We start from the raw sequence: 18,522 nt of genomic DNA, 5'->3' as shown, positions 1-18,522 counted from the left end.
GGCGTTTTATCTGATGTTGTAGTGAGGAATTGTCATGACTTTGACCAAAGCCGAGTTGGCCGATCTGCTGTTTGACAAGGTGGGCCTGAACAAGCGCGAAGCCAAGGACATGGTGGAGTCTTTTTTTGAAGAGATCCGCGCCACCCTGGAAACCGGTACCAGCGTAAAGTTGTCCGGTTTCGGTAATTTCCAGCTGCGCGACAAGCCGCAGCGCCCCGGCCGTAACCCGAAAACCGGGGAAGAGATTCCCATCACCGCCCGACGCGTGGTAACTTTCCATGCAAGTCAGAAACTCAAGGGAATGGTTGAACAACATCATGCCGACAAACAAGGCTGAGCTGCCGGCGATTCCGGCCAAGCGCTATTTCACGATCGGTGAGGTCAGCGAGCTGACCGGCGTCAAACAGCACGTGTTGCGTTACTGGGAGCAGGAGTTTTCCGAGCTGCGCAATGTGAAGCGCCGTGGCAACCGCCGCTATTACCAGCACGGTGAAGTGCTGCTGGTGCGCAAGATTCGCGATCTGCTGTACGACGATGGCTTTACCCTGCAGGGCGCGCGCCAGCGCTTGCAGGGTGGCAGTGCCGAGCAGGCACCGCTGACAGCCCAGCAAGTACGTACCGAGCTACAGTCGATTGTAGACTGGCTGGATATTTCGCTTGGCAAAGAGTGAGAATGACTCTATAATTTTTACCTCTTTAGTCGGGGCGTAGCGCAGCCTGGTAGCGCACCTGCATGGGGTGCAGGGGGTCGGAAGTTCGAATCTTCTCGCCCCGACCAAAGAACCAATTCAGCAAAAAAGCCATCCGCATAGCGGGTGGCTTTTTTGGTTTCTAGCTGTCCTGCAAGCCTGCAGGCAGCCCTTGCCGGTAAGTAGCCATTTCGCTGTGTAGCCAGTGGCGGAAGTCGGCCTGTTTCTGGCTGAGTTGCGGGTGTTGTGGCCAGACCAGCCAGAGTGCCGACGGGTGGGGCACGGTTATCGGGCTGAGCTGGCATAGCCTGCCATCCGCCAGATGGCGTGCGATCAGGCTGTGTCGCATCAGCGCCAGCCCTTCTCCTTGCAGCACGGCGGCCAGTAGCAGGTTGCTGTCGTTGATCCAGAGTGTGCCGGGTGGTGGCTCGGTGACGTGTGCTTGCTGGCACCAGCTGTGCCAAGACTCCACGGTATGTACGATGGGGCTGGTAACGATTTCTTCGGCGCTAGCGGGTAGTTGGCCGTGGCGGAAGTGCGGTGCGGCCACCACGACTAGATGTTCCTGCAGCAGTTGTTCCTGTTGCAGGCCTTGCCAGCCGCCGCGGCCCATGCGGATACCCATATCAATCTGGCCATAGGCCAGCGGCTGGATATCCAGACTGGCGTGCAGCGTGAGGCTGTATTGCGGGTAGCGCTGCCGGAAACCGGGCAAGCGCGGTAGCAGCCACTGCTGAGCGAACGAGGGCAAGACGGCGAGCACCAGTTCCTGTTGGGCTGTCTGCTGCTGTAACTGGCGAGTGGCATCCGCCAGCTCGGCCAGCGTGACTCTTACTTTCAGCGCATACGTACGCCCGGCTTCGCTTAGCTGCAGCTTGCGGCCAACCTTGCTGAATAGCGGCGCAGCCAGCTGGTTTTCCAGCAGTTTCAGCTGCTGGCTCACGGCTGAGTGGGTAATACACAGCTCGTTAGCGGCGCGGCTGACACTGCCCAGGCGTGCCACGGCTTCGAAAGTGCGTAGGGCAGCGAGCGGCGGAAGGGTTTTCATGTAAGTAATGCTAACGTAAGTGGCCAAAAATGATCGATTTTCAGCATGAATGCTGTCATTTAGACTGGTCTGGTGTTGTTTTGATTAGCCTTGCTTACCGCACTGCGGCCCGGAGCGTATATGAATGATTTAGAACTGTATGTTGATAGCCGTTTTCTTAGCCCTTACGCCATGTCTGTGTTCGTGGTGCTGCACGAAAAGGGGCTGCCGTTTCAGTGTCACGGCGTAGATCTGGATGGTGGTGCCAACCTGCAGCCCGATTACGCTGCCGCATCGCTCACTGCGCGGGTGCCTTTGCTGGTAGAGGGCGATTTTCGCTTGTCCGCGCCATTGCCGAGTACCTGGAGACGCGCTACCCGGCGCCAGCGTATGCCGCGGTGTATCCGCAAGACGAACAGCGGCGTGCGCGTGCTCGCCAGTTGCAGGCCTGGTTGCGTAGCGACTTGCTGCCTCTGCGCCAACAGCGCACAACTGAAGTAGTATTCCTGCGCCCATCTGCAGTGCCGCTGGATAGCGCCGGGCAGCAGGCGGCAGCGAAACTGGTTCGAGTGGCAGAAGCTTGTCTGGCGCCCGGTGCGGCCAACCTGTTCGGTGAATGGTGTATTGCCGATACTGACCTGGCGCTGATGCTGCTGCGCTTGGTCAATAACGGCGACCCTGTACCGCCAGCGCTGGCCGACTATGCGCGCCAACAATGGCAGCGCCCGTCGGTACAAGCCTGGCTAGCGCTGCAGCAGCAGGCGGCGAACTGATGCAATCGGGTGCGCTGGTGGCGCTTTACTATTGGGGGCGCTAAGCCCAGGCCCCAGCTTTGGGCTGGGCGGGGCAGCCATGCAAGAGTGGCCGTGGGGCTGCCTTGGGTTGGGGCAAAGAGGCGGTCTGCTTTGCCATGTTGGCCGCATCGGGCTGGCTGTGCCAGATTTAACGGGCTGGTTGCCGGCTTTGCGCTTGGCCGGCGCAGCCTTTTTGTGCCGGCCGGGCTATTACATGTGGCTTGGTGCAGGTGGGGAGGCGGCTAGCGCTCGTACTGCAGGAGCGTTGACTTTGAAGTAGGGCGTGCAGGTAGTGCACCAGGTCTGGTGATCCACCCCAAGACGCAGCCGGTGTATGCCGCGCTCTTGCCCACGGCATGACTATTGGCTGCCTATGGGCCGGCAGTGCTGGTAGTTTGGCTGGTCTGGCTGCTTTCTGCTATGTTGCCGACGGCAGCATGTTTGCATCGGGATTCAGGCGCCATCCAGATAGTCGTAGCCTGGCCAATCCAGCTGGTAGGCGGTGCGGTTTTTAGCGACCAGAATGCGCTTGAGCATGCCGGTACTATGCAGGTATTGCAGCTGCTCGCGGATGTGGGCGATGCGTCCTGGGGATGCCTGCCCTAGCGTGCTGACGATGCGGTTTTCTTCCAGGCTGCCGGGGGCGCGGCTGCGCAGCATTCTGAGGATGCTGTAGATCAGGGATTCGTCGCGTTGCATGTGTGTGCGTGTGAATTATTAGTTACATTTATTTATCAATCATATGGCGTTATACGTCAAGAAACATGAATTTATTGTTACATGTCATCATTAAGCCAGCAGCCTGATACGCCGTGCATCGGCATTTGTTCCACGGCCATCGGCGACGATGTATGCCGTGGCTGTGCGCGAACCTTTTGCGAGATCAGTTTCTGGGGGGAGCTCAGCCAGGCAGAAAAAGCCCATTGCTGGGCTTGCCTGTCCATACGCAAGGTATGGCTGGCTGTGGTGCGCCCCTTGCATGGCCATCTGGAGATATTGCCGCATGATGGCAGCGAATCGGCCAGATTTACCCTGCGTGATGGTGGCGAACTCTTGCTGGGGCAGCCGTATCTGGACGGCGACAGACGCTTGCTGCCTTTGACCCATGGCGATCGTGAATTGATGCTGGAGGTATCACTCGATAGTTGGCCGCAGCAGCTGCAGGCCTGGCTGGTGAAGCCTTGCTAGTAGATGACAGATTTAGATTGAGGTATCACTTTGCCGAGTGCTATGTTCGTTCGGATCAATCATGGAATGCGATATGGCACAGGACAGCAGCAAGGCCGATTTCTGGGAAACCCGCTACCAGAGTAATGTCACCCCGTGGGATAGTGCGGGCTTGCCGGCGGGGTTTGTCGAGCACGCCAGCACTTTGCTGGCTGATGGCCCGGTTCGACGCGTGCTCATCCCCGGCTGTGGCAGCGCCTACGAGTTGCAGCAGCTGGTTGCACAAGGCTGTGATGCGCTAGCGCTGGATTTCAGCCCGGCCGCAGTAGCGCGCGCGCAGGCTGCTTGCCCGGCACTGGCATCCCGCATCATCGAAGCCGACTTTTTTGCCGATACCGTGTCCGGTACGTGGGACTGGGTGTACGAACGAGCCTTTCTATGTGCTCTGCCACCTGCGTTGGCCGCACGTTATGCGCAGCGTATGGCGTCGCTGATACCGGCTGGCGGCGTGCTGGCAGGTTACTTCTTTTTGCGCGATCAAGCCAAAGGGCCACCTTTTGGTACCTCTTTGTTCAATTTGCAGCAGTCTCTGGGCCCATACTTTATGCTGCAAAAGCAGGAGAGGATTTCTGGCTCGCTGTCGGTATTCCACCCTGATGAACACTGGCTAGAGTGGCGAAAGCTGCCGTTGGCTTGATTACTATCAACAGCTACTGAATAGTCATTGCGCTAATTTATAGATAACATGTATAGATTAGTGGTGTCGCACGCGAAGAGCCTAAATAAAAACGCAAGAGGAGAGCATGTGATGGAATGGTTCTGGAAGACGTATTTCCTGATCGAGAAAACCTTCTGGAATTCTCTCACCAAAAAGCTTTGCAGCTTCTTCTTCATCAGCCTGTTCCAGCTGGTGCTCATTGCCTATGTCTATAATTCGCTTGAAGAAATTCGTAGTCTGGTGAGTGCGCAGCCGCTGGGGCCCGAGAACTTGCAGCAGGTGCATGCGCTGCTGGATCGTACCATTTACTGGTCGCTGGCTATCTGGACGGTGTCGCTGGTATTTATTGCTTTCATGGTGTGGTACTTGCGCTATCTGATCGTACGTCCGCTGAAGATGATCATTACGATTTTCCGCGAAATCGGTGCGGGCGAGGGCGATCTGTCGCGCGAGATTCCGACCATCACTTACGACGAAATTCGCGATTTGTCGTTGTCTTACAACGATTTTCTGCAAAAGATGCGTGAAATCATCAGCAATGTACGCACCATGACGATGCGCATTGCCATGGATTCGGCACGCACTCGCAAGCACATCAGTGCCTCGGTGAGCCATGCTACGCAGCAGGCTGCCTTGGCAGGGCAGGTGAGCGATGCCAGCGCCCGTTCCACGCAAGGGGTTATCCAGGTCTCGGGCGATACCCAGCAGATTTCCGCTACCACGCTGCATAATCTGGATGTGGCCAAGGCGTCCTATGCCGAGCTGCAGGATGCGGCGCAAAAGATCGGTGGTGTCAGCCAGCGCGTAAATACCTTCAATGGCACGGTGGACGAGCTCAATAGCCGCTCCGCCAGCATCAAGACCATTGCCGACCTGATCAAGGATGTGTCCGAACAAACCAACCTGCTGGCCTTGAATGCCGCGATCGAGGCCGCCCGGGCGGGTGAGGCTGGTCGTGGTTTTGCCGTGGTGGCCGACGAAGTGCGCAAGCTCGCCGAGCGGGTAAAAGTGGCAACGGACGAGATCAGCGGCAATATCGACGGCATGCTGAGCCTGGTGCAAAACACCAAGGACGAAACCTCTGTCATTACGCGAGATACCGCGCAGGCTCGCGAGGTGGTGGATCGTTCTTCGCACCACTTCGGCCGTATGATGGGCGATTTCGAAAGTACCGCCAGCCGCATGGGGCAGATTGCCACCACCATGGGCGAGTTTGCCAGCTCCAACCAGCAGATTGCAGCCAACGTCAGCGAAATCAGCACGCTGAGCCACTCGGTTTCCTCTAGCCTGAAGCAGTCCGAGCAAGACTCTGTGGCCCTGTCCCGTGCTGCAGAAGAGGTGCAGGAGCTGGTGGCGCGCTTTGTGCTGGGCGAAGGCATTCTGGATGAAACCATCAGCCAGGCACGCCATGCTTGCGTCGAGCTGGTGCAGCTGCTGCAGCAGGCGCAGCAAGACGGTTGTGATATTTTCGACCAGCGCTACCAGCCTATCGCGGGTACCAACCCGCCCAAGTATCACACCCAGTACGACACCAAACTGGAGTTGCCATTGCAGAAGGTGTACGACCGCGTCGTGCAGAATGTTACTGGCGGGCGTTTCTGCCTGCTGGTGGATAACAATGGCTACGCGCCCACGCACAACAGTTTTTATTCCAAGCCGCAAACGGGCGACCCCCAGCAAGACCTGGTGGGTAGCCGCGATAAACGCATTTTCAACGATCCTACCGGTTTGAAATCGGCGCGCAGTAAGCAGCCATTCCTGCTGCAAACCTATATGCGTGACACCGGCGAGATCCTGTCTGAAATTGCCTTGCCGGTGATGATAAACGAGCGTCACTGGGGCGCGATTCGTGTCGGCTTTGACCCTAGCTCCCTGTTTGTCACCAAGAACTGAGCGGTGACGCGATAAACCCCTCGTGCCGCAAGGCGCGGGGGGCTTTGTCATGCTGGCGTATCCATTAAAAGCCTCCTCTGCCTGATAGCAGGCTATATTGCTAGCAGGCAGAGGAGGGCGATGGATGCGGTGGTATGGCGTATTGTTGGTCTTTGGCTTGATGGCCACGGCGGTGGCTGATGAGCTGTCGCTAACCGTGGCGACACGGACAGGCCAGGGGCAAGCTTATTATCATAACTTGCTGGTGGCAGCGCTGGCTGACAGCGGTGTGTCGGCTAGGTTGAAGCCCGTGCCAGATATGCCCAATGCGCGTATCGAACAGATGCTGGTGCAAGGGCGGCTTGGCGTGCACTGGTTCTTGCGTACGCCCGAGCGCGACAAACGATTTCTGCGCGTAAGCCAGGGTCTGACTGGCGGCATGATAGGCTGGCGTATTTTGATGGTGCCGCCAGCCGATGTGGCTGACTATGCCAGTATGCGTACGCTGGCCGATTTGCGGCGTAGCCGGCGTGTGGCTGCGATGGCATTTGGCTGGGCGGATGCCACCATCTGGCAGCACAATGGCTTGCCGGCGATGCAGCAGCGCTTTTCTGTGGGCGAGTTATACCGTCAGGTGGCTAGTGGCAAACGCGGGGTACATTACTTTCCGCGTGGCAGTATCGAGGTCGCCGCGGAGCATGACTTGCGTGCAGGCCTGGTACCTTTGCCTGGGATCGTGCTGATTTACCCGCAAGATTTTTACTTTTATGTCTCACCCGCCATGCCACAGTTACACGCAAAGCTGCAATTGGCTATGCAGCAGGCCGAACAAAGCGGCTTACGGCAAAAGCTATTCCGCCAGTACTACGGCACGGCACTCTCCGAGCTGGCCTTGGACAAGCGTGTGCAGATTCACTTGTCTTCACCACCATGATGCTGCCTTGTCAGTGCAAGCCCATAGGCATCGGCACTCAGCCGCGGCTTGCTTCGCCTTTCTGGTTTGCCTGCAGCCAGTTCAGTGCCCCTAGCGCCGCAGCGCGGCCGCTGGCAAAGCAGGCAGTCAGCAGGTAGCCGCCGGTTGGCGCTTCCCAGTCCAGCATTTCCCCGGCGCAGAATACGCCAGGCAGGGCTTTGAGCATGCCGTATTCGTCCATGGCCTCGAAGCGTACGCCCCCCGCGGTGCTGATGGCTTCGTCGATGGGGCGCGCGGCGTGCAAGGTGAGTGGTAAGGCCTTGATGGCTTGTGCCAGTGTGACCATATCGTTAAAGCTGTCTTTATCCAGCAGCTCACGCAGCAAGCCCGCCTTTACGCCATCCAGCCCGCACTGTTTGCGCAGATGGTTAGCCAGCGAGGCGGCACCACGGCCGCGCTGCAGCTCGCCCAGCAGGCGTTCCAGGCTGCGGTCCGGTAACAAGTCCAGCGTGATGGTGGCCTGGCCGTCGCGGGCGATGGCGTCGCGGATGGCTGCGCTGTAGGCGTAGATCAGGTTGCCTTCCACCCCGCTGGCGGTGACGACAAACTCGCCCCGTCGCTGGCTGGGTTGGCCGCATGCATCGGCAAACTGCAGGGTTACCCCCTTAAGCGCCTGGCCGGCAAACTTGCTGGCAAAGTGTTCGCTCCATGGGCGGTCGAAGCCGCAGTTCGATGGTGCCAGTGGCCGGGTGTCCACGCCTTTTTCGCTGAGCAAGGGTAGCCAGCGCCCATCGGAACCCAGTTTGGCCCAGCTGCCACCGCCCAATGCCAGCACAACGGCACTGCCTTGCCAATGTGTTTCCCCTGTCGGGGTGCTAAAGCGCAGGCTGCCATCGAGAAGCCAGCCCTCCCAGCGGTGGCGCACGTGCAGCTGCATGCCGGCCTCGCGCAGGCGCGCCAGCCAGGCACGCAGTAGCGGGGCGGCTTTCATCTCGCGCGGGAATACCTTGCCCGAGCTGCCGACAAAGGTTTCGATCCCCAGGCCGTGTACCCAGTCACGCAGGGCATCGGCATTGAACGCGTCCAGCATGGGTGCCAGCGCAGCCTCGCGCGGGCCGTAACGGCGGTAGAAGTCCGCTGGCGCTTCACTGTGGGTAATGTTCATGCCGCCTACGCCTGCCAGCAGGAATTTTCGCCCTGGCGAGGGCATGGCATCAAACACGTCAACCTGTACGCCCGCTGCCAGTAGCATTTCGGCGGCCATCAGGCCGGCAGGGCCGCCGCCAATCACGGCGATGCGGTGATGTGTGCTTGTAGAAACGGGTGAGGAGGTCATGGGGTAATCCGCATAGTTTTAGGCTGGGCGTGCGATTGTTACCGAAAGCAGCAGAAAAACCAACCGTTGGCCGCGCTTTGATGCGGACGGTATTTGCTGCCTGGCAAGTGCTTGATTAAAATGAAGCCACGCTATTTTGTTGTTTCTTTTGTTCTTTCATCTATTGGGCTGTATCTGCATATTATGAGTTTTACGCGTGAAAACCGCTTTGAATCCCGCCTTTCTCCCACCTTGCCCCGCCGTGCCACGGCAATTATCGAGCTTCCTGATGGTGTATTGATGACGGCCTCTGCTGGTGGGCGTTTCAGCTTGCCTGGCGGGGTGTCGCAACGCGGCGAGCTGCGCTCGCAAGCACTGCTACGCCAGGTACGCGACCAGACCGGTTTGCGTATCAATTCCATGCTCTACCTGTACGATCATATTACCCAGCACAATGCCCACAAGGTGTACCTGTGCATCGCCCAAGGCCAGCCGCGCATGCAGGAGGGCGGGGCGCGCATGACGCTGATTACCTCGCCGGATAGCGAGATGGACGTGCACGTGGAGTCCCGCGCCATTTTGCGCCGCTACGCCAAGCTGCGTGGTGAAGAGGGCCCGAAGAGTGACGCAGTGCGCGCCATTTTGCAGTTGGCGCGTTATATCGCCAAAATGGACTAGCCGTGCCCTGGCAAGCGCTGGACGAGTTCAGCTTTGATGCCACGTTGGCCGCAACGCCTGGTGTCAGCCTGGTGATGTTTGGCCAGCCGCATTGTGGTGCTTGCCGTGGCTGGCAGGCACAGCTGCCATCGTGGCTGGCAGGCCTGGGTGTGCAGCTGTGGTATGCCGACGTTGCCCGGGCGCAGGCGCTGGCATACCGCTTTGAGTTGTTTCAGCTGCCCGCTTTTGCACTTTATCGAGATGGCCAGTTTCACGCCATGTGGCAAAGTGCCTTCAGTGGGCAGGCGGTGCAGCAAGCGTTGGCCGAGGCGCTGGCGGCCAGCCCGCAAGAGGAGCCCTGAGCCGTAATGCCAGTCAGTTAAGCGAATGTGCTTGGTTTTCACGTAGCAGGACGTGAGTGAAGCGCCCTATCCCGTTGGCGCGAGCTGGTCAAAATGGTGCGCCCCAGGGTTGTGCTGAGCGAATCGAAGATTCGCACGCGCAAGACGCCGATTTGTTTGAGCCCCGAGCCGTTAGCGAGGGGCGAGTTCGGCGGCGCCTGGGGCGTGCCATTTTGGACGGGGTTTCGAGCAGCCCCGGGTTGCGGGGGAATGAAAAGGGGGCGGCAATCCGCCCCCTTTCCCGTCTGCCGGGCGGAACCGGCATTTAATCATCGCCCGCATAGAGGACACACTAGCGTACTTCAATGCAACAAACCCTAAACAAAAAACGCCAGTCAGCGTTAACTGACTGGCATTAGCCCTGAGCCGGGTCTTTGCAAAACAAAACACTGCCTGGTGGCAGCGTTTTGTTTTGCTAGCAAATACACTCAAGGGGCGCTTTCGCCAGCCTTGAGTGTGGCCGTCTGCATCACCTCGGGCGGGAACACTTCTACGCCCATGCTGGCCGCTACCGTCACCATGTTTACCATCAGGATGATGGCAACAGGCGAAAACAGCAGGGTGCCGCCCAGTACGCGCAACACGCTGGCGCCGGTGGTGAGCGCTAGTGCCTTCACCACGATATACAGCGCCACGGCCCCCATGACTAACGATAAGCCTTGCGCCACATCATCTGGCAGCCAGCTTACCAGCGGGTCCAGTAGCTTGATCAGGCTGGCCGCAGCAACAAGCCCTATCAGGGGGAACTCGATACGACAGCCGGCACGCCGCAACCACCAGCGCATGAAGGTGGCGTACAGCGAGGTTTCCATCAGCGTATACAGCGAAAAGAACAGCGTGAGTGCCAGCGGGTCGCCACTGGCACCGTCAGCGTGGGCGGCCGCGGCCGACATGATGCCGAGTGCGGTAAACACCCCCATGAGCTGGCCCAGCGGGTACTGGTATTGTTCCAGGCGGCCAACGCGCAGGCGCAGCAGGTCGATGGCGTCGTGGATCAGGGGCAGGTTCATGGCTTAGTCAAAAATCACGGTCTTGTTGTTGTAGGCCAGGATGCGGTTTTCCAGGTGCCAGCGCACAGCTCGGGACAGCACCACGCGCTCCAGGTCGCGGCCTTTCTGGATCAGGTCTTCTACATCGTCGCGGTGCGAGATGCGGGTGACTTCCTGCTCGATAATCGGGCCGTCGTCCAGGATTTCGGTCACGTAGTGGCTGGTGGCGCCGATCAGCTTCACGCCGCGGGCAAAGGCGCGGTGGTAAGGTTTGGCACCGTCGAAGGCCGGCAGGAAGCTGTGGTGGATGTTGATGACGCGGTGCGGGTAGCGCTCGACAAACTTTTGCGACAGTACCTGCATGTAGCGCGCCAGCACGATCAGGTCGACATCGGCTTCTTCAAGCAGTGCCCACTGGTGCGCCTCTGCCTCGGCCTTATTGTCTTTGGTGACGGCAATCACGTGGTAAGGGATGCCGTGGAATTCGGCCAGGCGGCGGCAGTCTTCGTGGTTGGAGATAATCAGCGGGATATCGCAATCCAGCTCGCCGATGCTGTAGCGGTGCAGCAGGTCGACCAGGCAATGTTCGTACTTGGAGACAAAAATCGCCATGCGTGGCTTGCGTACCGACAGCGATACCTGCCATTGCATATTGTGCTTTTCGGCGATCGGCGCAAAGGCGGCGGCAAAGCTGTCCATCGGCAGGGTAAAGCCGTTCAGGTCCCACTGCACGCGCATCAGGAACAGGTTTTCCACCGGGTCCTGGTGCTGGTCGGCGTGCAGGATGTTGGCGTTATAGGTCAGCAGGAAATTGGCGATGGCTGCAACCAGGCCGTGGCTGTCCGGGCAGCTGATCAGCAGGGTGGCAGAATGGCGGTTACTCATGGTTTGACTCTTTGTCTGTAGGTTTTGTCTTCAGGGCAGATAAAAAACGCCGCCGGCTGCAGCGGCAGACGGCGGCGTGCGTGTTTCGTGTCTGCGTCAGGCGTTGAGATTGGCCGAATCCAGCGTGTTCTGCAACAGGGTAGCAATGGTCATCGGGCCAACGCCGCCAGGAACCGGGGTGATGTAGCTGGCCACTTCGCGGGCAGCGTCGAATTCAACGTCACCGCAGATCTTGCCACTATCCAGACGGTTGATACCCACATCGATTACTACGGCACCCGGCTTCAGCCAGGCGGCCTTCACGAAGTTGGGGATGCCCACGGCGGCTACCACGATGTCAGCGCGGCCAACTTCACCGGCCAGGTCGGCGGTGGCGCTGTGGCACACGGTAACAGTGGCACGCGCCAGCAGCATTTCCAGCGCTTGTGGGCGGCCTACGATATTGGAGGCGCCCACGATCACCACATTCTTGCCTTTCGGGTCGATGTTGTACTCTTCCAGCAGCGTCATCACGCCGCGCGGGGTGCACGGGCGCAGTTGGGGCATCTTGATCGCCAGGCGGCCCATATTGTAGGGGTGGAAGCCGTCTACGTCCTTTTTGGGGTTGATGCGTTCGATCACCAGTTGCGGGTCGATCTGCTTGGGCAGCGGCAGCTGCACCAGGATGCCGTCCACGCTGTCGTCGGCGTTCAGCTGGTCGATGATGGCCAGCAGTTCCTCCTGGCTGGTGCTACCCGGCAGCTCGTAAGACAGGGAGCGCACGCCCGCCTTTTCGCAGGAGCGCTTCTTGTTGTTCACGTAAATACCGGAAGCCGGGTCGTCGCCGACCAGAATCACTGCCAGGGCCGGGGCGCGTTTGCCTGCAGCCAGGCGGGCATCCACGCCCACGCGTACGCGGTTGATCAGGGTTTCGGCAACGGCCTTGCCGTCGATGAGTTGTGCCGCCATGCTGCTATCCACCATTAAGGTTAGAAGTGAACGAAAGCCGGATTTTCTCATTTTTTGGGGTATCTGCTCAATCGCTTCAAGGGCTTGTGCGTCATTCTTTTTTGCATTGCAGCAGCCGGTGCTGTCGTGTTTTGCCGGCAGCAGGGGGGGCACTACGCCCTACTATGCAATTTTTTAGCATTGGGTGTTGACAGCAATAAACCAGCCCTGTATATTTCGCTTCCTGTCGTCGGGGCGTAGCGCAGTCTGGTAGCGCATCTGCTTTGGGAGCAGAGGGTCGTGAGTTCGAATCCCACCGCCCCGACCACAGCCACACCCGATAGAGCGCCCGTAGCTCAACCGGATAGAGCACCGGCCTTCTAAGCCGGGGGTTACGGGTTCGATTCCTGTCGGGCGCGCCAGTGGCGATGTGGTAGTAAGAAATGTAGTATCTGTGGTGGATGTAGCTCAGTTGGTAGAGTCCAGGATTGTGATTCCTGTTGTCGTGGGTTCGAGCCCCATCATCCACCCCAAAAATTCGGTTTGCCGCACAATGTGCGTCAGACACACCGCTCAGCGGTGGATGTAGCTCAGTTGGTAGAGTCCAGGATTGTGATTCCTGTTGTCGTGGGTTCGAGCCCCATCATCCACCCCAGAATAAACCCGGTCCGCGTGGCCGGGTTTTTCTTTGCCTGCCGTTTGCGCCGGTCAGGCTTCTATTGCGCATGAACGGTCGCCTGGTGCCGTTTTGCTATGCACTTCTGCTAATTCGATGTCCCTTTTCTGTATTCTCTTGTCGCACGCGTATTTCACCGTATAATCGAATACATTTGCATGTATCCGATAGCCAGAGCGTGACCATGACCACTATGCAGCCCATCAAGCGACAAACCCTCACCAGTGCCGTGACCGAATCCTTGCGCCAGCGCATTCTTTCGGGCGAGTTTGCCGACGGACAACAGCTGCGTCAGGAGGCTCTGTCCAACGAATACGGCGTCAGCCGCGTGCCGGTGCGTGAAGCACTGCGCCAGCTGGAGGCCGAAGGCCTGATCCAGATTATCGACCACAAGGGCGCGCTGGTGTCCAAGCTGTCGCTGGACGACGTGCTGGAGCTGCTGGAAATTCGCGCCATGCTGGAAAGCGAAGTATTGCGCGCGGCCATTCCCTGTCAGGTGGCTGCCGACCATGATGCAGCCGAAGCGACGCTGAACGAATTCGAGCAGGCGCTGGCTGCCAATGACATCCGCCACTGGGGCGAGCTGAACTCGCGCTTTCACCTGGCGCTATACCGCGCAGCCAAACGGCCCAATACCATGGCGCTGATCGAGCAGCTGCATAACAAGACCGACCGCTACACGCGCATGCAGATCCTGTTCACCCGTACCATGGAGCGCGCGCACGAAGAGCACAGCAAGCTACTGGATCTGTGCCGCAAGGGTGCGGCTGATGAAGCGGCCGAGTTTCTGCGCTTCCATATCCTGTCTGCCGGCCACGCGCTGGAGTCCTACCTGCTGACGCAAGAGCGCCGCTAGGCTGCGGCCAAATCGGTTTGAGAAAAGCACCGCTTAGGCGGTGCTTTTTTATTACTGTGGCTTCAGGGCTGGCGCTGCCGGTCTTGCGGGTAGGCGTACATCACCTGCTGCTGGCGTACTTCGCCAATTACGGGTACGTCCAGCTCGATCGCTTCGTGGTCAGTGGCCGAGAAAGGTTTGCGATAGGTGGTAATCAGGCCAGCTACCGGCTGTTTCAGGTTTTCCAGCGCTTGGCGGATGGCGGGGCCGTCGGTGCTGCCCGCTTGGCGGATGGCTGCAGCCAGTAGCAGCATGCTGTCGTAGCCCTGCGCTGCCGAGGGGGGCGAAGGAATGTGCAGGCCGCCATTGGCATGCAGATAGCGGTTAATGAACTGTAGCCGTGCCGGGGTGTTGCCGTCCTGGATGAAGGTTTGCACCATGCGGGCGCCCACGGCGTTGGGGCCGGCATTATCGATGAAGTTGGACATCGATAGCGTCCAGCTGCCGATGATGGGAACCCGCCATTCCATTTGCGCCAGGGTATTGGCGATCTGGGCCAGCTCCGGGCCAATGGTATAGGTCAGGATGCACTGTGCACCGGCTGCCCGAGCCTGTTTCAGGTAAACGCTCATGTCCAGCTCGCCATTGTTGAACTGGTTGACGCTGACCGGTTGCAGCCCTTTTTGGGCCAGCGATTTCAGCAAGTCCTGCTGGCCCAGGCGGCCGTAGTTGCTGCTGTCGTTCAGTACGGCTACGCGGCTAAAGCCGCGGCGCAGCGCTTCGCGCACGATGAGCGGTGCCTGGATGCTGTCCGAAGCGGCCACGCGGAAAACATAGTTGGCCGCATGGCGCGGCGGGGTGAACTGCTGGGTAATGATGTGGGCGGTGGCAACCGCGGTAATGGCCGGGATGCGCGCCTGCTGGTAGCGTATCTGCGATGCCAGCGCCACGCCGCTATTGGCAAAGCCCACGCTGGCCACTACCCGCTGTTTGTCTATCAGCTCGCTGGCGATGCGCAGGCCCAGCTCCGGCCGGCCACGGTCGTCGCGCTCTATCAGTTGTACTGGCCGCCCCAGCAGCCCGCCCTGGCTGTTGATTTCCTGTGCGGCAAGCCGTATGCCATTGCGCATCGACAGCCCCATGGGGGAGGAGCCGCCGCTGAACGGGCCGGACAGGCCGATGCGGATAGGCTCTGCCGCGTGGGTGCTGGCCATGATCAACAGACAAAGGCTTAACAGACGGCGCACGGGCTGCTCCTGATAGCGTTATCGCAAGGGGGCGCTTATTATCGCATTCCATCGACCCTTGCGGCCAACCTGTCTTGCCCATGCGTACCTCCCGCTTTTATACCTCGCTGCGGCGCAGCCCCGTTTACCGGCTGATGCCCAACAGCACCATCGTGCTGTTTTTCCTCACCATGGCGGTGATGTTGTGGACGCTGGACGCGCGTGAAAGCGACCAGCAACGTACCGATCTGGCCAAAGATACGCTGTGGGCCGAGCAGACCATGCGTTTGCGCCTGGATGGGCATCAGGCCGAGCTGGCACAAATCGCACGCGATATCGGGCGCGAGGAGATGGGGGAGGAAGGCTTTCTGGTGCAGGCCTCGCAGTTTCTGGGTAATACACCGGAGATGGCTGCGGTGGTGTGGGCCGACGCTAGCTATATCGTGCGCTGGGTGGCACCGTATGAGGAATCCGGCTTGTCCGCCGGCGCAGGTATTTCCGGCCAGCGCGTGGACGCCTACCTGGCGGCACGCAACGATGGCCACCCGCGCTTTAGCCAGCCGTATCAGAGCGAGGGCGGGGACTGGCGTTTTGATCTGATGGTGCCGGTGTACCGCGATACGCAATTTCGCGGCATGGTTATCGGCATTTATCAGGCCGGTGCGTTTGTGCGCCGCGTGCCGCCGTCATGGTTTGCCGAAAAATATCACCTGGCCCTGCAGTCTGGAGGCCTGAACCTGGCGCGAAATGCACAAAGCCAGCCACCGCTGGGTGTGATGCAGAGCATACGCCTGGGCGGCACGTCGCTGGCTTTGGTGGCGCGTCCGGTGCGGGGGGATGTCAACAAAAACCGCCTGATCCAGCTGGGGCTGATTACCGGTTTGTCCGTGCTGACCTTGCTGTCGCTATTCAGCCTGTCGCGGCATATCCGCCGCCGTATCGAGGCAGAACGCGAGCGCGACAGGGTGTACAAGCTGTCGCGCGAGTGGCTGGGGGTGATGCGTGAAGATACCACCTTGCTGCACATGAACCCGGCGTTTGTGCAGGGGCTGGGTTACAGCGCCGAGCAGCTGCAGGGTACCTCTTTTCTGAACTATGTCGACCCGCAGCAGCGCGAGCCGACGCGCCAGCTGATTCGCCAGCTACTGGAAGCCGGCAGCGTGGACCGCTATGTGGAAACGCGCATGTTAAGCCGCGATGGCCGTGTGCTGTCGCTGGCCTGGGCCATGAGCCCGCTGCTGGATGCAGGGGTGCTGTATCTGTCCGGCCGTGACATTACCGCCGAGAAGCAGGCCGAACAGGCGCTGCGCCACGAGTATATGTTCCGCAAGGCCATGGAAGATTCTCTGGTGGTGGGCATACGCGCCATCGACCTGGATGGCCAGATCAGCTATGTGAACCCGGCTTTTTGCCGCATTACCGGCTATGGCGAGGACGAGCTGATCGGGCTGCGCCCGCCTTACCCCTACTGGTCGCCCGATGTGGCGCCGCTGAATTACGACGCGCTACGCCAGACACTGTCGGGCGATAACAGCCACCAGCTGTTCGAGTCGGTGATGCAGCGCAAGAGTGGCGAAAAATTCTACGGACAGATGCTGATTTCGCCGCTGATCGACGCCGATGGCATTCATACCGGCTGGATGGCGGCGCTTACCGACATGACCGACAAGCGCGAGGCACAGCAGGCGCTGGAGGCGGCCAACGAGCGCTTTATCGCGGTGATCGAGGGCCTGGATGCGGCCGTAGCCGTGGTGCGGCCCGATAGCCAGCAACTGCTGTTCTGCAACAAGCGTTACCGGCAATGGTTGGCCGCAGCCAGCGAAGAGCACGAGTACGAATACTGCGATCTGCGCCTGCGCCAGATGCTGCAGCACGCCAATACCGACCAGGAACTATGGCTGGATGACCCGGGGCGCTGGTACCTGCTGCGCAGCCGCCCGGTGCGCTGGGTGGATGGCCACAATGTGCAGATGCTGATTCTGACCGATATCACCGAGCAGCATGACGCCGAGCAGCGCTACGAAGAGCAGATGCAGAAACTGCAAGCGACCTCGCGCCTGATTACCATGGGCGAAATGGCGTCTACGCTGGCGCACGAGCTGAACCAGCCACTATCGGCTATTGCCAACTATCAGGCCGGCTGTGTCGAGCGGCTGCGCCAGGGCAAAGCCACGCCGGCGTCGCTGATCCCGGTGATGGAAAAAATCACGGCGCAGGCCGAGCGTGCTGGCAAGATCGTGCGCCGCGTGCGCGAATTTGTGAAGCAGAGCGAGCCGGTGCGCAAAGCGGCCGACGTCGGTGAGATCATCGATGCCGCACTGGCGATTGCCGAAATCGAAGCGCGCCGCCTGGCCAGCAGCATCAATGTGCACCTGGCGGCCAACTTGCCGCTGGTGCATGTGGACCCTATCCTGATCGAGCAGGTGCTGCTCAACCTGATCAAAAACGGCATGGAAGCCATGCAGCAGCTGCCGCCAGACCAGCGCCAACTGGAAATCAGCGTGCAGCGCCAGCACAGCAAGCGCATAGAGGTGGCCATCGTAGACCGCGGCCATGGCGTGCCGGACGCGCTGAAGTCGCAGCTATTCGACGCATTCTTTACCACTAAGGGCGACGGCATGGGCATGGGCCTGAATATTTGCCGCTCGATTGTCGAGTTCCATCAGGGTCAACTCTCAGTGGAAGATCACCCATTGGGTGGTACTATTTTCCGTTTCACATTGCCGGTGTTTGAGCCATGACCGTAGCCAAGAACATACGCATCCATATCGTGGACGACGACGAGGCCTTTCGTGATTCCCTGCTGTGGTTACTGGAAAGCCACGATTACAGCATCGAGTGCCACGATAGTGCGGAAGGCTTTTTGCATAGCTACCGGCCAGCGCTGGGCACCGGTTGCCTGATTCTGGATATCCGCATGCCGGGCATGAGCGGGCTGGAGCTGTACGACGAGCTGCAGGCGCGTGGCAATACCTGGCCGGTGATTTTCATTACCGGCCACGGCGATGTACCGATGGCCGTGCAGGCGGTCAAGCGCGGTGCGCACGATTTTCTGGAAAAGCCCTTTAACCAGGAAGCGCTGCTGGCGGCGGTAGACAGTGCGCTGGCCAGTGCGGCCAACCAGGCGCAAAGCGCGCAGGAGGCCGGCCAGTGCGAGGCGAGGCTGGCTACACTAACCACGCGCGAGCGTGAGGTGCTGGAGCGGGTGATCGAAGGCAAGATGAACAAGATCATTGCCGATGACCTGGGTATCAGCATCAAAACCGTAGAAGCACACCGCGGCAAGATGATGGACAAAATGGGCGTGCGCTCGATTGCCGACCTGGTGCAGACAGTGGTGGCGTACCGCCAGCAGAAAGGCCGCTAGCCCCATCTGCTGCCACCCGACCCTGCTAGTGCAACAGGCCCGCCGTTAACTGGCGGGCCTTTTC

The 18,522-nt window shown here is 59.7% G+C and carries 20 protein-coding genes and 5 tRNA genes; 18 read left to right on the top strand and 7 right to left on the bottom strand.

Features of this window, described 5'->3' with window-relative positions:
• Nucleotides 1–34: 34 nt before the first annotated feature.
• The 3 genes from LCH97_RS08105 (at nt 35) to LCH97_RS08095 (ending at nt 778) form a co-directional block, all read left to right on the top strand.
• Entirely contained in the window at nt 35–337 is a 303-nt protein-coding gene (locus tag LCH97_RS08105) for an integration host factor subunit alpha (RefSeq protein ID WP_017507008.1), read from the top strand.
• Nucleotides 318–671, top strand: coding sequence for a MerR family transcriptional regulator (locus LCH97_RS08100; RefSeq protein ID WP_017507009.1), 354 nt, complete (start codon nt 318–320; stop codon nt 669–671). The genes LCH97_RS08105 and LCH97_RS08100 overlap by 20 nt, the downstream gene beginning before the upstream one ends.
• Nucleotides 672–701: 30 nt before the next feature.
• Nucleotides 702–778, top strand: a tRNA-Pro gene (locus LCH97_RS08095).
• A gap of 53 nt (nt 779–831) precedes the next feature.
• Here LCH97_RS08095 and LCH97_RS08090 read toward each other — a convergent pair.
• The gene (locus tag LCH97_RS08090) at nt 832–1,737 is read right to left on the bottom strand and encodes a LysR substrate-binding domain-containing protein (RefSeq protein WP_227304917.1); all 906 of its coding nucleotides are present in this window, start codon (nt 1,735–1,737) and stop codon (nt 832–834) included.
• A gap of 120 nt (nt 1,738–1,857) precedes the next feature.
• Between LCH97_RS08090 and LCH97_RS08085 the strand changes: the two genes are divergently transcribed.
• Entirely contained in the window at nt 1,858–2,217 is a 360-nt protein-coding gene (locus LCH97_RS08085; protein ID WP_227304914.1) for a glutathione S-transferase N-terminal domain-containing protein, read from the top strand.
• A complete protein-coding gene (gene yfcF / locus LCH97_RS08080; protein ID WP_227304910.1) occupies nt 2,115–2,489 on the top strand; it encodes a glutathione transferase in 375 nt (124 codons plus the stop codon). Before LCH97_RS08085 ends, yfcF begins: the two co-directional genes overlap by 103 nt.
• 474 nt (nt 2,490–2,963) lie before the next feature.
• On the opposite strand, the gene LCH97_RS08075 is transcribed toward yfcF, so the two are convergent.
• Nucleotides 2,964–3,209 carry a hypothetical protein gene (locus tag LCH97_RS08075; protein ID WP_227304907.1) on the bottom strand — a complete coding sequence of 82 codons (246 nt, stop codon included), beginning with the start codon at nt 3,207–3,209 and terminating at the stop codon, nt 2,964–2,966.
• Nucleotides 3,210–3,290: 81 nt separating this feature from the next.
• Here LCH97_RS08075 and LCH97_RS08070 point away from each other — a divergent pair, with 81 nt between their 5' ends.
• The 4 genes from LCH97_RS08070 to LCH97_RS08055 all read left to right on the top strand — a co-directional run bounded on the left by LCH97_RS08070 (nt 3,291) and on the right by LCH97_RS08055 (nt 7,201).
• A complete protein-coding gene (locus LCH97_RS08070; protein ID WP_227304904.1) occupies nt 3,291–3,698 on the top strand; it encodes a DUF1289 domain-containing protein in 408 nt (135 codons plus the stop codon).
• A 61-nt stretch (nt 3,699–3,759) separates the two neighbouring features.
• Nucleotides 3,760–4,374 carry a TPMT family class I SAM-dependent methyltransferase gene (locus tag LCH97_RS08065; RefSeq protein WP_227304901.1) on the top strand — a complete coding sequence of 205 codons (615 nt, stop codon included), beginning with the start codon at nt 3,760–3,762 and terminating at the stop codon, nt 4,372–4,374.
• A gap of 111 nt (nt 4,375–4,485) precedes the next feature.
• Nucleotides 4,486–6,288 (top strand): methyl-accepting chemotaxis protein, encoded by a 1,803-nt coding sequence (locus LCH97_RS08060; protein WP_227304898.1) that lies wholly within the window; start codon nt 4,486–4,488, stop codon nt 6,286–6,288.
• A gap of 124 nt (nt 6,289–6,412) precedes the next feature.
• Complete coding sequence (locus LCH97_RS08055) at nt 6,413–7,201, top strand: transporter substrate-binding domain-containing protein (protein ID WP_227304895.1); 789 nt, start codon at nt 6,413–6,415, stop codon at nt 7,199–7,201.
• 37 nt (nt 7,202–7,238) lie between these two features.
• Here LCH97_RS08055 and LCH97_RS08050 read toward each other — a convergent pair whose 3' ends face one another.
• Nucleotides 7,239–8,516: a TIGR03862 family flavoprotein gene (locus tag LCH97_RS08050; protein ID WP_227304892.1), complete on the bottom strand. Its 1,278-nt coding sequence runs from the start codon at nt 8,514–8,516 to the stop codon at nt 7,239–7,241.
• A 279-nt stretch (nt 8,517–8,795) separates the two neighbouring features.
• On the opposite strand from LCH97_RS08050, the gene LCH97_RS08045 reads away from it, so the two are divergent.
• Both LCH97_RS08045 and LCH97_RS08040 read left to right on the top strand, forming a co-directional pair.
• Complete coding sequence (locus LCH97_RS08045) at nt 8,796–9,173, top strand: NUDIX domain-containing protein (protein WP_017507019.1); 378 nt, start codon at nt 8,796–8,798, stop codon at nt 9,171–9,173.
• Between the two features lie 2 nt (nt 9,174–9,175).
• Complete coding sequence (locus LCH97_RS08040) at nt 9,176–9,514, top strand: thioredoxin domain-containing protein (RefSeq protein WP_227304889.1); 339 nt, start codon at nt 9,176–9,178, stop codon at nt 9,512–9,514.
• Between the two features lie 467 nt (nt 9,515–9,981).
• Here the strand turns inward: LCH97_RS08040 and LCH97_RS08035 are convergent, their stop codons facing one another.
• From LCH97_RS08035 to folD, 3 genes are all read right to left on the bottom strand, one after another.
• Complete coding sequence (locus LCH97_RS08035) at nt 9,982–10,563, bottom strand: hypothetical protein (RefSeq protein WP_227304885.1); 582 nt, start codon at nt 10,561–10,563, stop codon at nt 9,982–9,984.
• Between the two features lie 3 nt (nt 10,564–10,566).
• Nucleotides 10,567–11,427 (bottom strand): formyltetrahydrofolate deformylase, encoded by an 861-nt coding sequence (purU, locus tag LCH97_RS08030; protein ID WP_227304882.1) that lies wholly within the window; start codon nt 11,425–11,427, stop codon nt 10,567–10,569.
• A 96-nt stretch (nt 11,428–11,523) separates the two neighbouring features.
• Entirely contained in the window at nt 11,524–12,375 is an 852-nt protein-coding gene (gene folD, locus LCH97_RS08025) for a bifunctional methylenetetrahydrofolate dehydrogenase/methenyltetrahydrofolate cyclohydrolase FolD (protein WP_026107623.1), read from the bottom strand.
• A 230-nt stretch (nt 12,376–12,605) separates the two neighbouring features.
• Between folD and LCH97_RS08020 the strand changes: the two genes are divergently transcribed.
• The 5 genes from LCH97_RS08020 to LCH97_RS08000 all read left to right on the top strand — a co-directional run bounded on the left by LCH97_RS08020 (nt 12,606) and on the right by LCH97_RS08000 (nt 13,886).
• Nucleotides 12,606–12,682 (top strand) — tRNA-Pro (locus tag LCH97_RS08020).
• 17 nt (nt 12,683–12,699) lie between these two features.
• Nucleotides 12,700–12,776 (top strand) — tRNA-Arg (locus LCH97_RS08015).
• A gap of 35 nt (nt 12,777–12,811) precedes the next feature.
• Nucleotides 12,812–12,887: transfer RNA gene (locus tag LCH97_RS08010), tRNA-His, on the top strand.
• Between the two features lie 46 nt (nt 12,888–12,933).
• Nucleotides 12,934–13,009, top strand: a tRNA-His gene (locus LCH97_RS08005).
• A gap of 205 nt (nt 13,010–13,214) precedes the next feature.
• Nucleotides 13,215–13,886: a GntR family transcriptional regulator gene (locus tag LCH97_RS08000; RefSeq protein ID WP_227304879.1), complete on the top strand. Its 672-nt coding sequence runs from the start codon at nt 13,215–13,217 to the stop codon at nt 13,884–13,886.
• A gap of 62 nt (nt 13,887–13,948) precedes the next feature.
• Here the strand turns inward: LCH97_RS08000 and LCH97_RS07995 are convergent, their stop codons facing one another.
• Nucleotides 13,949–15,112, bottom strand: a complete 1,164-nt coding sequence (locus tag LCH97_RS07995) for an ABC transporter substrate-binding protein (RefSeq protein WP_227304876.1) — start codon at nt 15,110–15,112, stop codon at nt 13,949–13,951.
• Between the two features lie 80 nt (nt 15,113–15,192).
• Between LCH97_RS07995 and LCH97_RS07990 the strand changes: the two genes are divergently transcribed.
• The gene (locus LCH97_RS07990; protein WP_227304874.1) at nt 15,193–17,832 is read left to right on the top strand and encodes a PAS domain S-box protein; all 2,640 of its coding nucleotides are present in this window, start codon (nt 15,193–15,195) and stop codon (nt 17,830–17,832) included.
• Complete coding sequence (locus LCH97_RS07985; protein ID WP_227304872.1) at nt 17,829–18,458, top strand: response regulator transcription factor; 630 nt, start codon at nt 17,829–17,831, stop codon at nt 18,456–18,458. Before LCH97_RS07990 ends, LCH97_RS07985 begins: the two co-directional genes overlap by 4 nt.
• The last annotated feature ends 64 nt before the right edge of the window (nt 18,459–18,522 follow it).

This window comes from Vogesella sp. XCS3 (assembly GCF_020616155.1).
In the GTDB taxonomy this organism is placed as follows: domain Bacteria; phylum Pseudomonadota; class Gammaproteobacteria; order Burkholderiales; family Chromobacteriaceae; genus Vogesella.
The sequence above is the reverse complement of the archived record's forward strand: the minus strand, read 5'-3'. Positions and strand labels throughout refer to the sequence as shown.

What these genes read in the sequence shown, in the direction of transcription:
- LCH97_RS08105 (WP_017507008.1), top strand. Translation starts at nt 35, where the DNA reads ATGACTTTGACCAAAGCCGAGTTGGCCGATCTGCTGTTTGACAAGGTG.
- LCH97_RS08100 (WP_017507009.1), top strand. Translation starts at nt 318, where the DNA reads ATGCCGACAAACAAGGCTGAGCTGCCGGCGATTCCGGCCAAGCGCTAT.
- LCH97_RS08090 (WP_227304917.1), bottom strand. Translation starts at nt 1,737, where the DNA reads ATGAAAACCCTTCCGCCGCTCGCTGCCCTACGCACTTTCGAAGCCGTG.
- LCH97_RS08085 (WP_227304914.1), top strand. Translation starts at nt 1,858, where the DNA reads ATGAATGATTTAGAACTGTATGTTGATAGCCGTTTTCTTAGCCCTTAC.
- LCH97_RS08075 (WP_227304907.1), bottom strand. Translation starts at nt 3,209, where the DNA reads ATGCAACGCGACGAATCCCTGATCTACAGCATCCTCAGAATGCTGCGC.
- LCH97_RS08070 (WP_227304904.1), top strand. Translation starts at nt 3,291, where the DNA reads ATGTCATCATTAAGCCAGCAGCCTGATACGCCGTGCATCGGCATTTGT.
- LCH97_RS08065 (WP_227304901.1), top strand. Translation starts at nt 3,760, where the DNA reads ATGGAATGCGATATGGCACAGGACAGCAGCAAGGCCGATTTCTGGGAA.
- LCH97_RS08060 (WP_227304898.1), top strand. Translation starts at nt 4,486, where the DNA reads ATGGAATGGTTCTGGAAGACGTATTTCCTGATCGAGAAAACCTTCTGG.
- LCH97_RS08055 (WP_227304895.1), top strand. Translation starts at nt 6,413, where the DNA reads ATGCGGTGGTATGGCGTATTGTTGGTCTTTGGCTTGATGGCCACGGCG.
- LCH97_RS08050 (WP_227304892.1), bottom strand. Translation starts at nt 8,516, where the DNA reads ATGACCTCCTCACCCGTTTCTACAAGCACACATCACCGCATCGCCGTG.
- LCH97_RS08045 (WP_017507019.1), top strand. Translation starts at nt 8,796, where the DNA reads ATGACGGCCTCTGCTGGTGGGCGTTTCAGCTTGCCTGGCGGGGTGTCG.
- LCH97_RS08035 (WP_227304885.1), bottom strand. Translation starts at nt 10,563, where the DNA reads ATGAACCTGCCCCTGATCCACGACGCCATCGACCTGCTGCGCCTGCGC.
- purU (WP_227304882.1), bottom strand. Translation starts at nt 11,427, where the DNA reads ATGAGTAACCGCCATTCTGCCACCCTGCTGATCAGCTGCCCGGACAGC.
- folD (WP_026107623.1), bottom strand. Translation starts at nt 12,375, where the DNA reads ATGGCGGCACAACTCATCGACGGCAAGGCCGTTGCCGAAACCCTGATC.
- LCH97_RS08000 (WP_227304879.1), top strand. Translation starts at nt 13,215, where the DNA reads ATGACCACTATGCAGCCCATCAAGCGACAAACCCTCACCAGTGCCGTG.
- LCH97_RS07990 (WP_227304874.1), top strand. Translation starts at nt 15,193, where the DNA reads ATGCGTACCTCCCGCTTTTATACCTCGCTGCGGCGCAGCCCCGTTTAC.
- LCH97_RS07985 (WP_227304872.1), top strand. Translation starts at nt 17,829, where the DNA reads ATGACCGTAGCCAAGAACATACGCATCCATATCGTGGACGACGACGAG.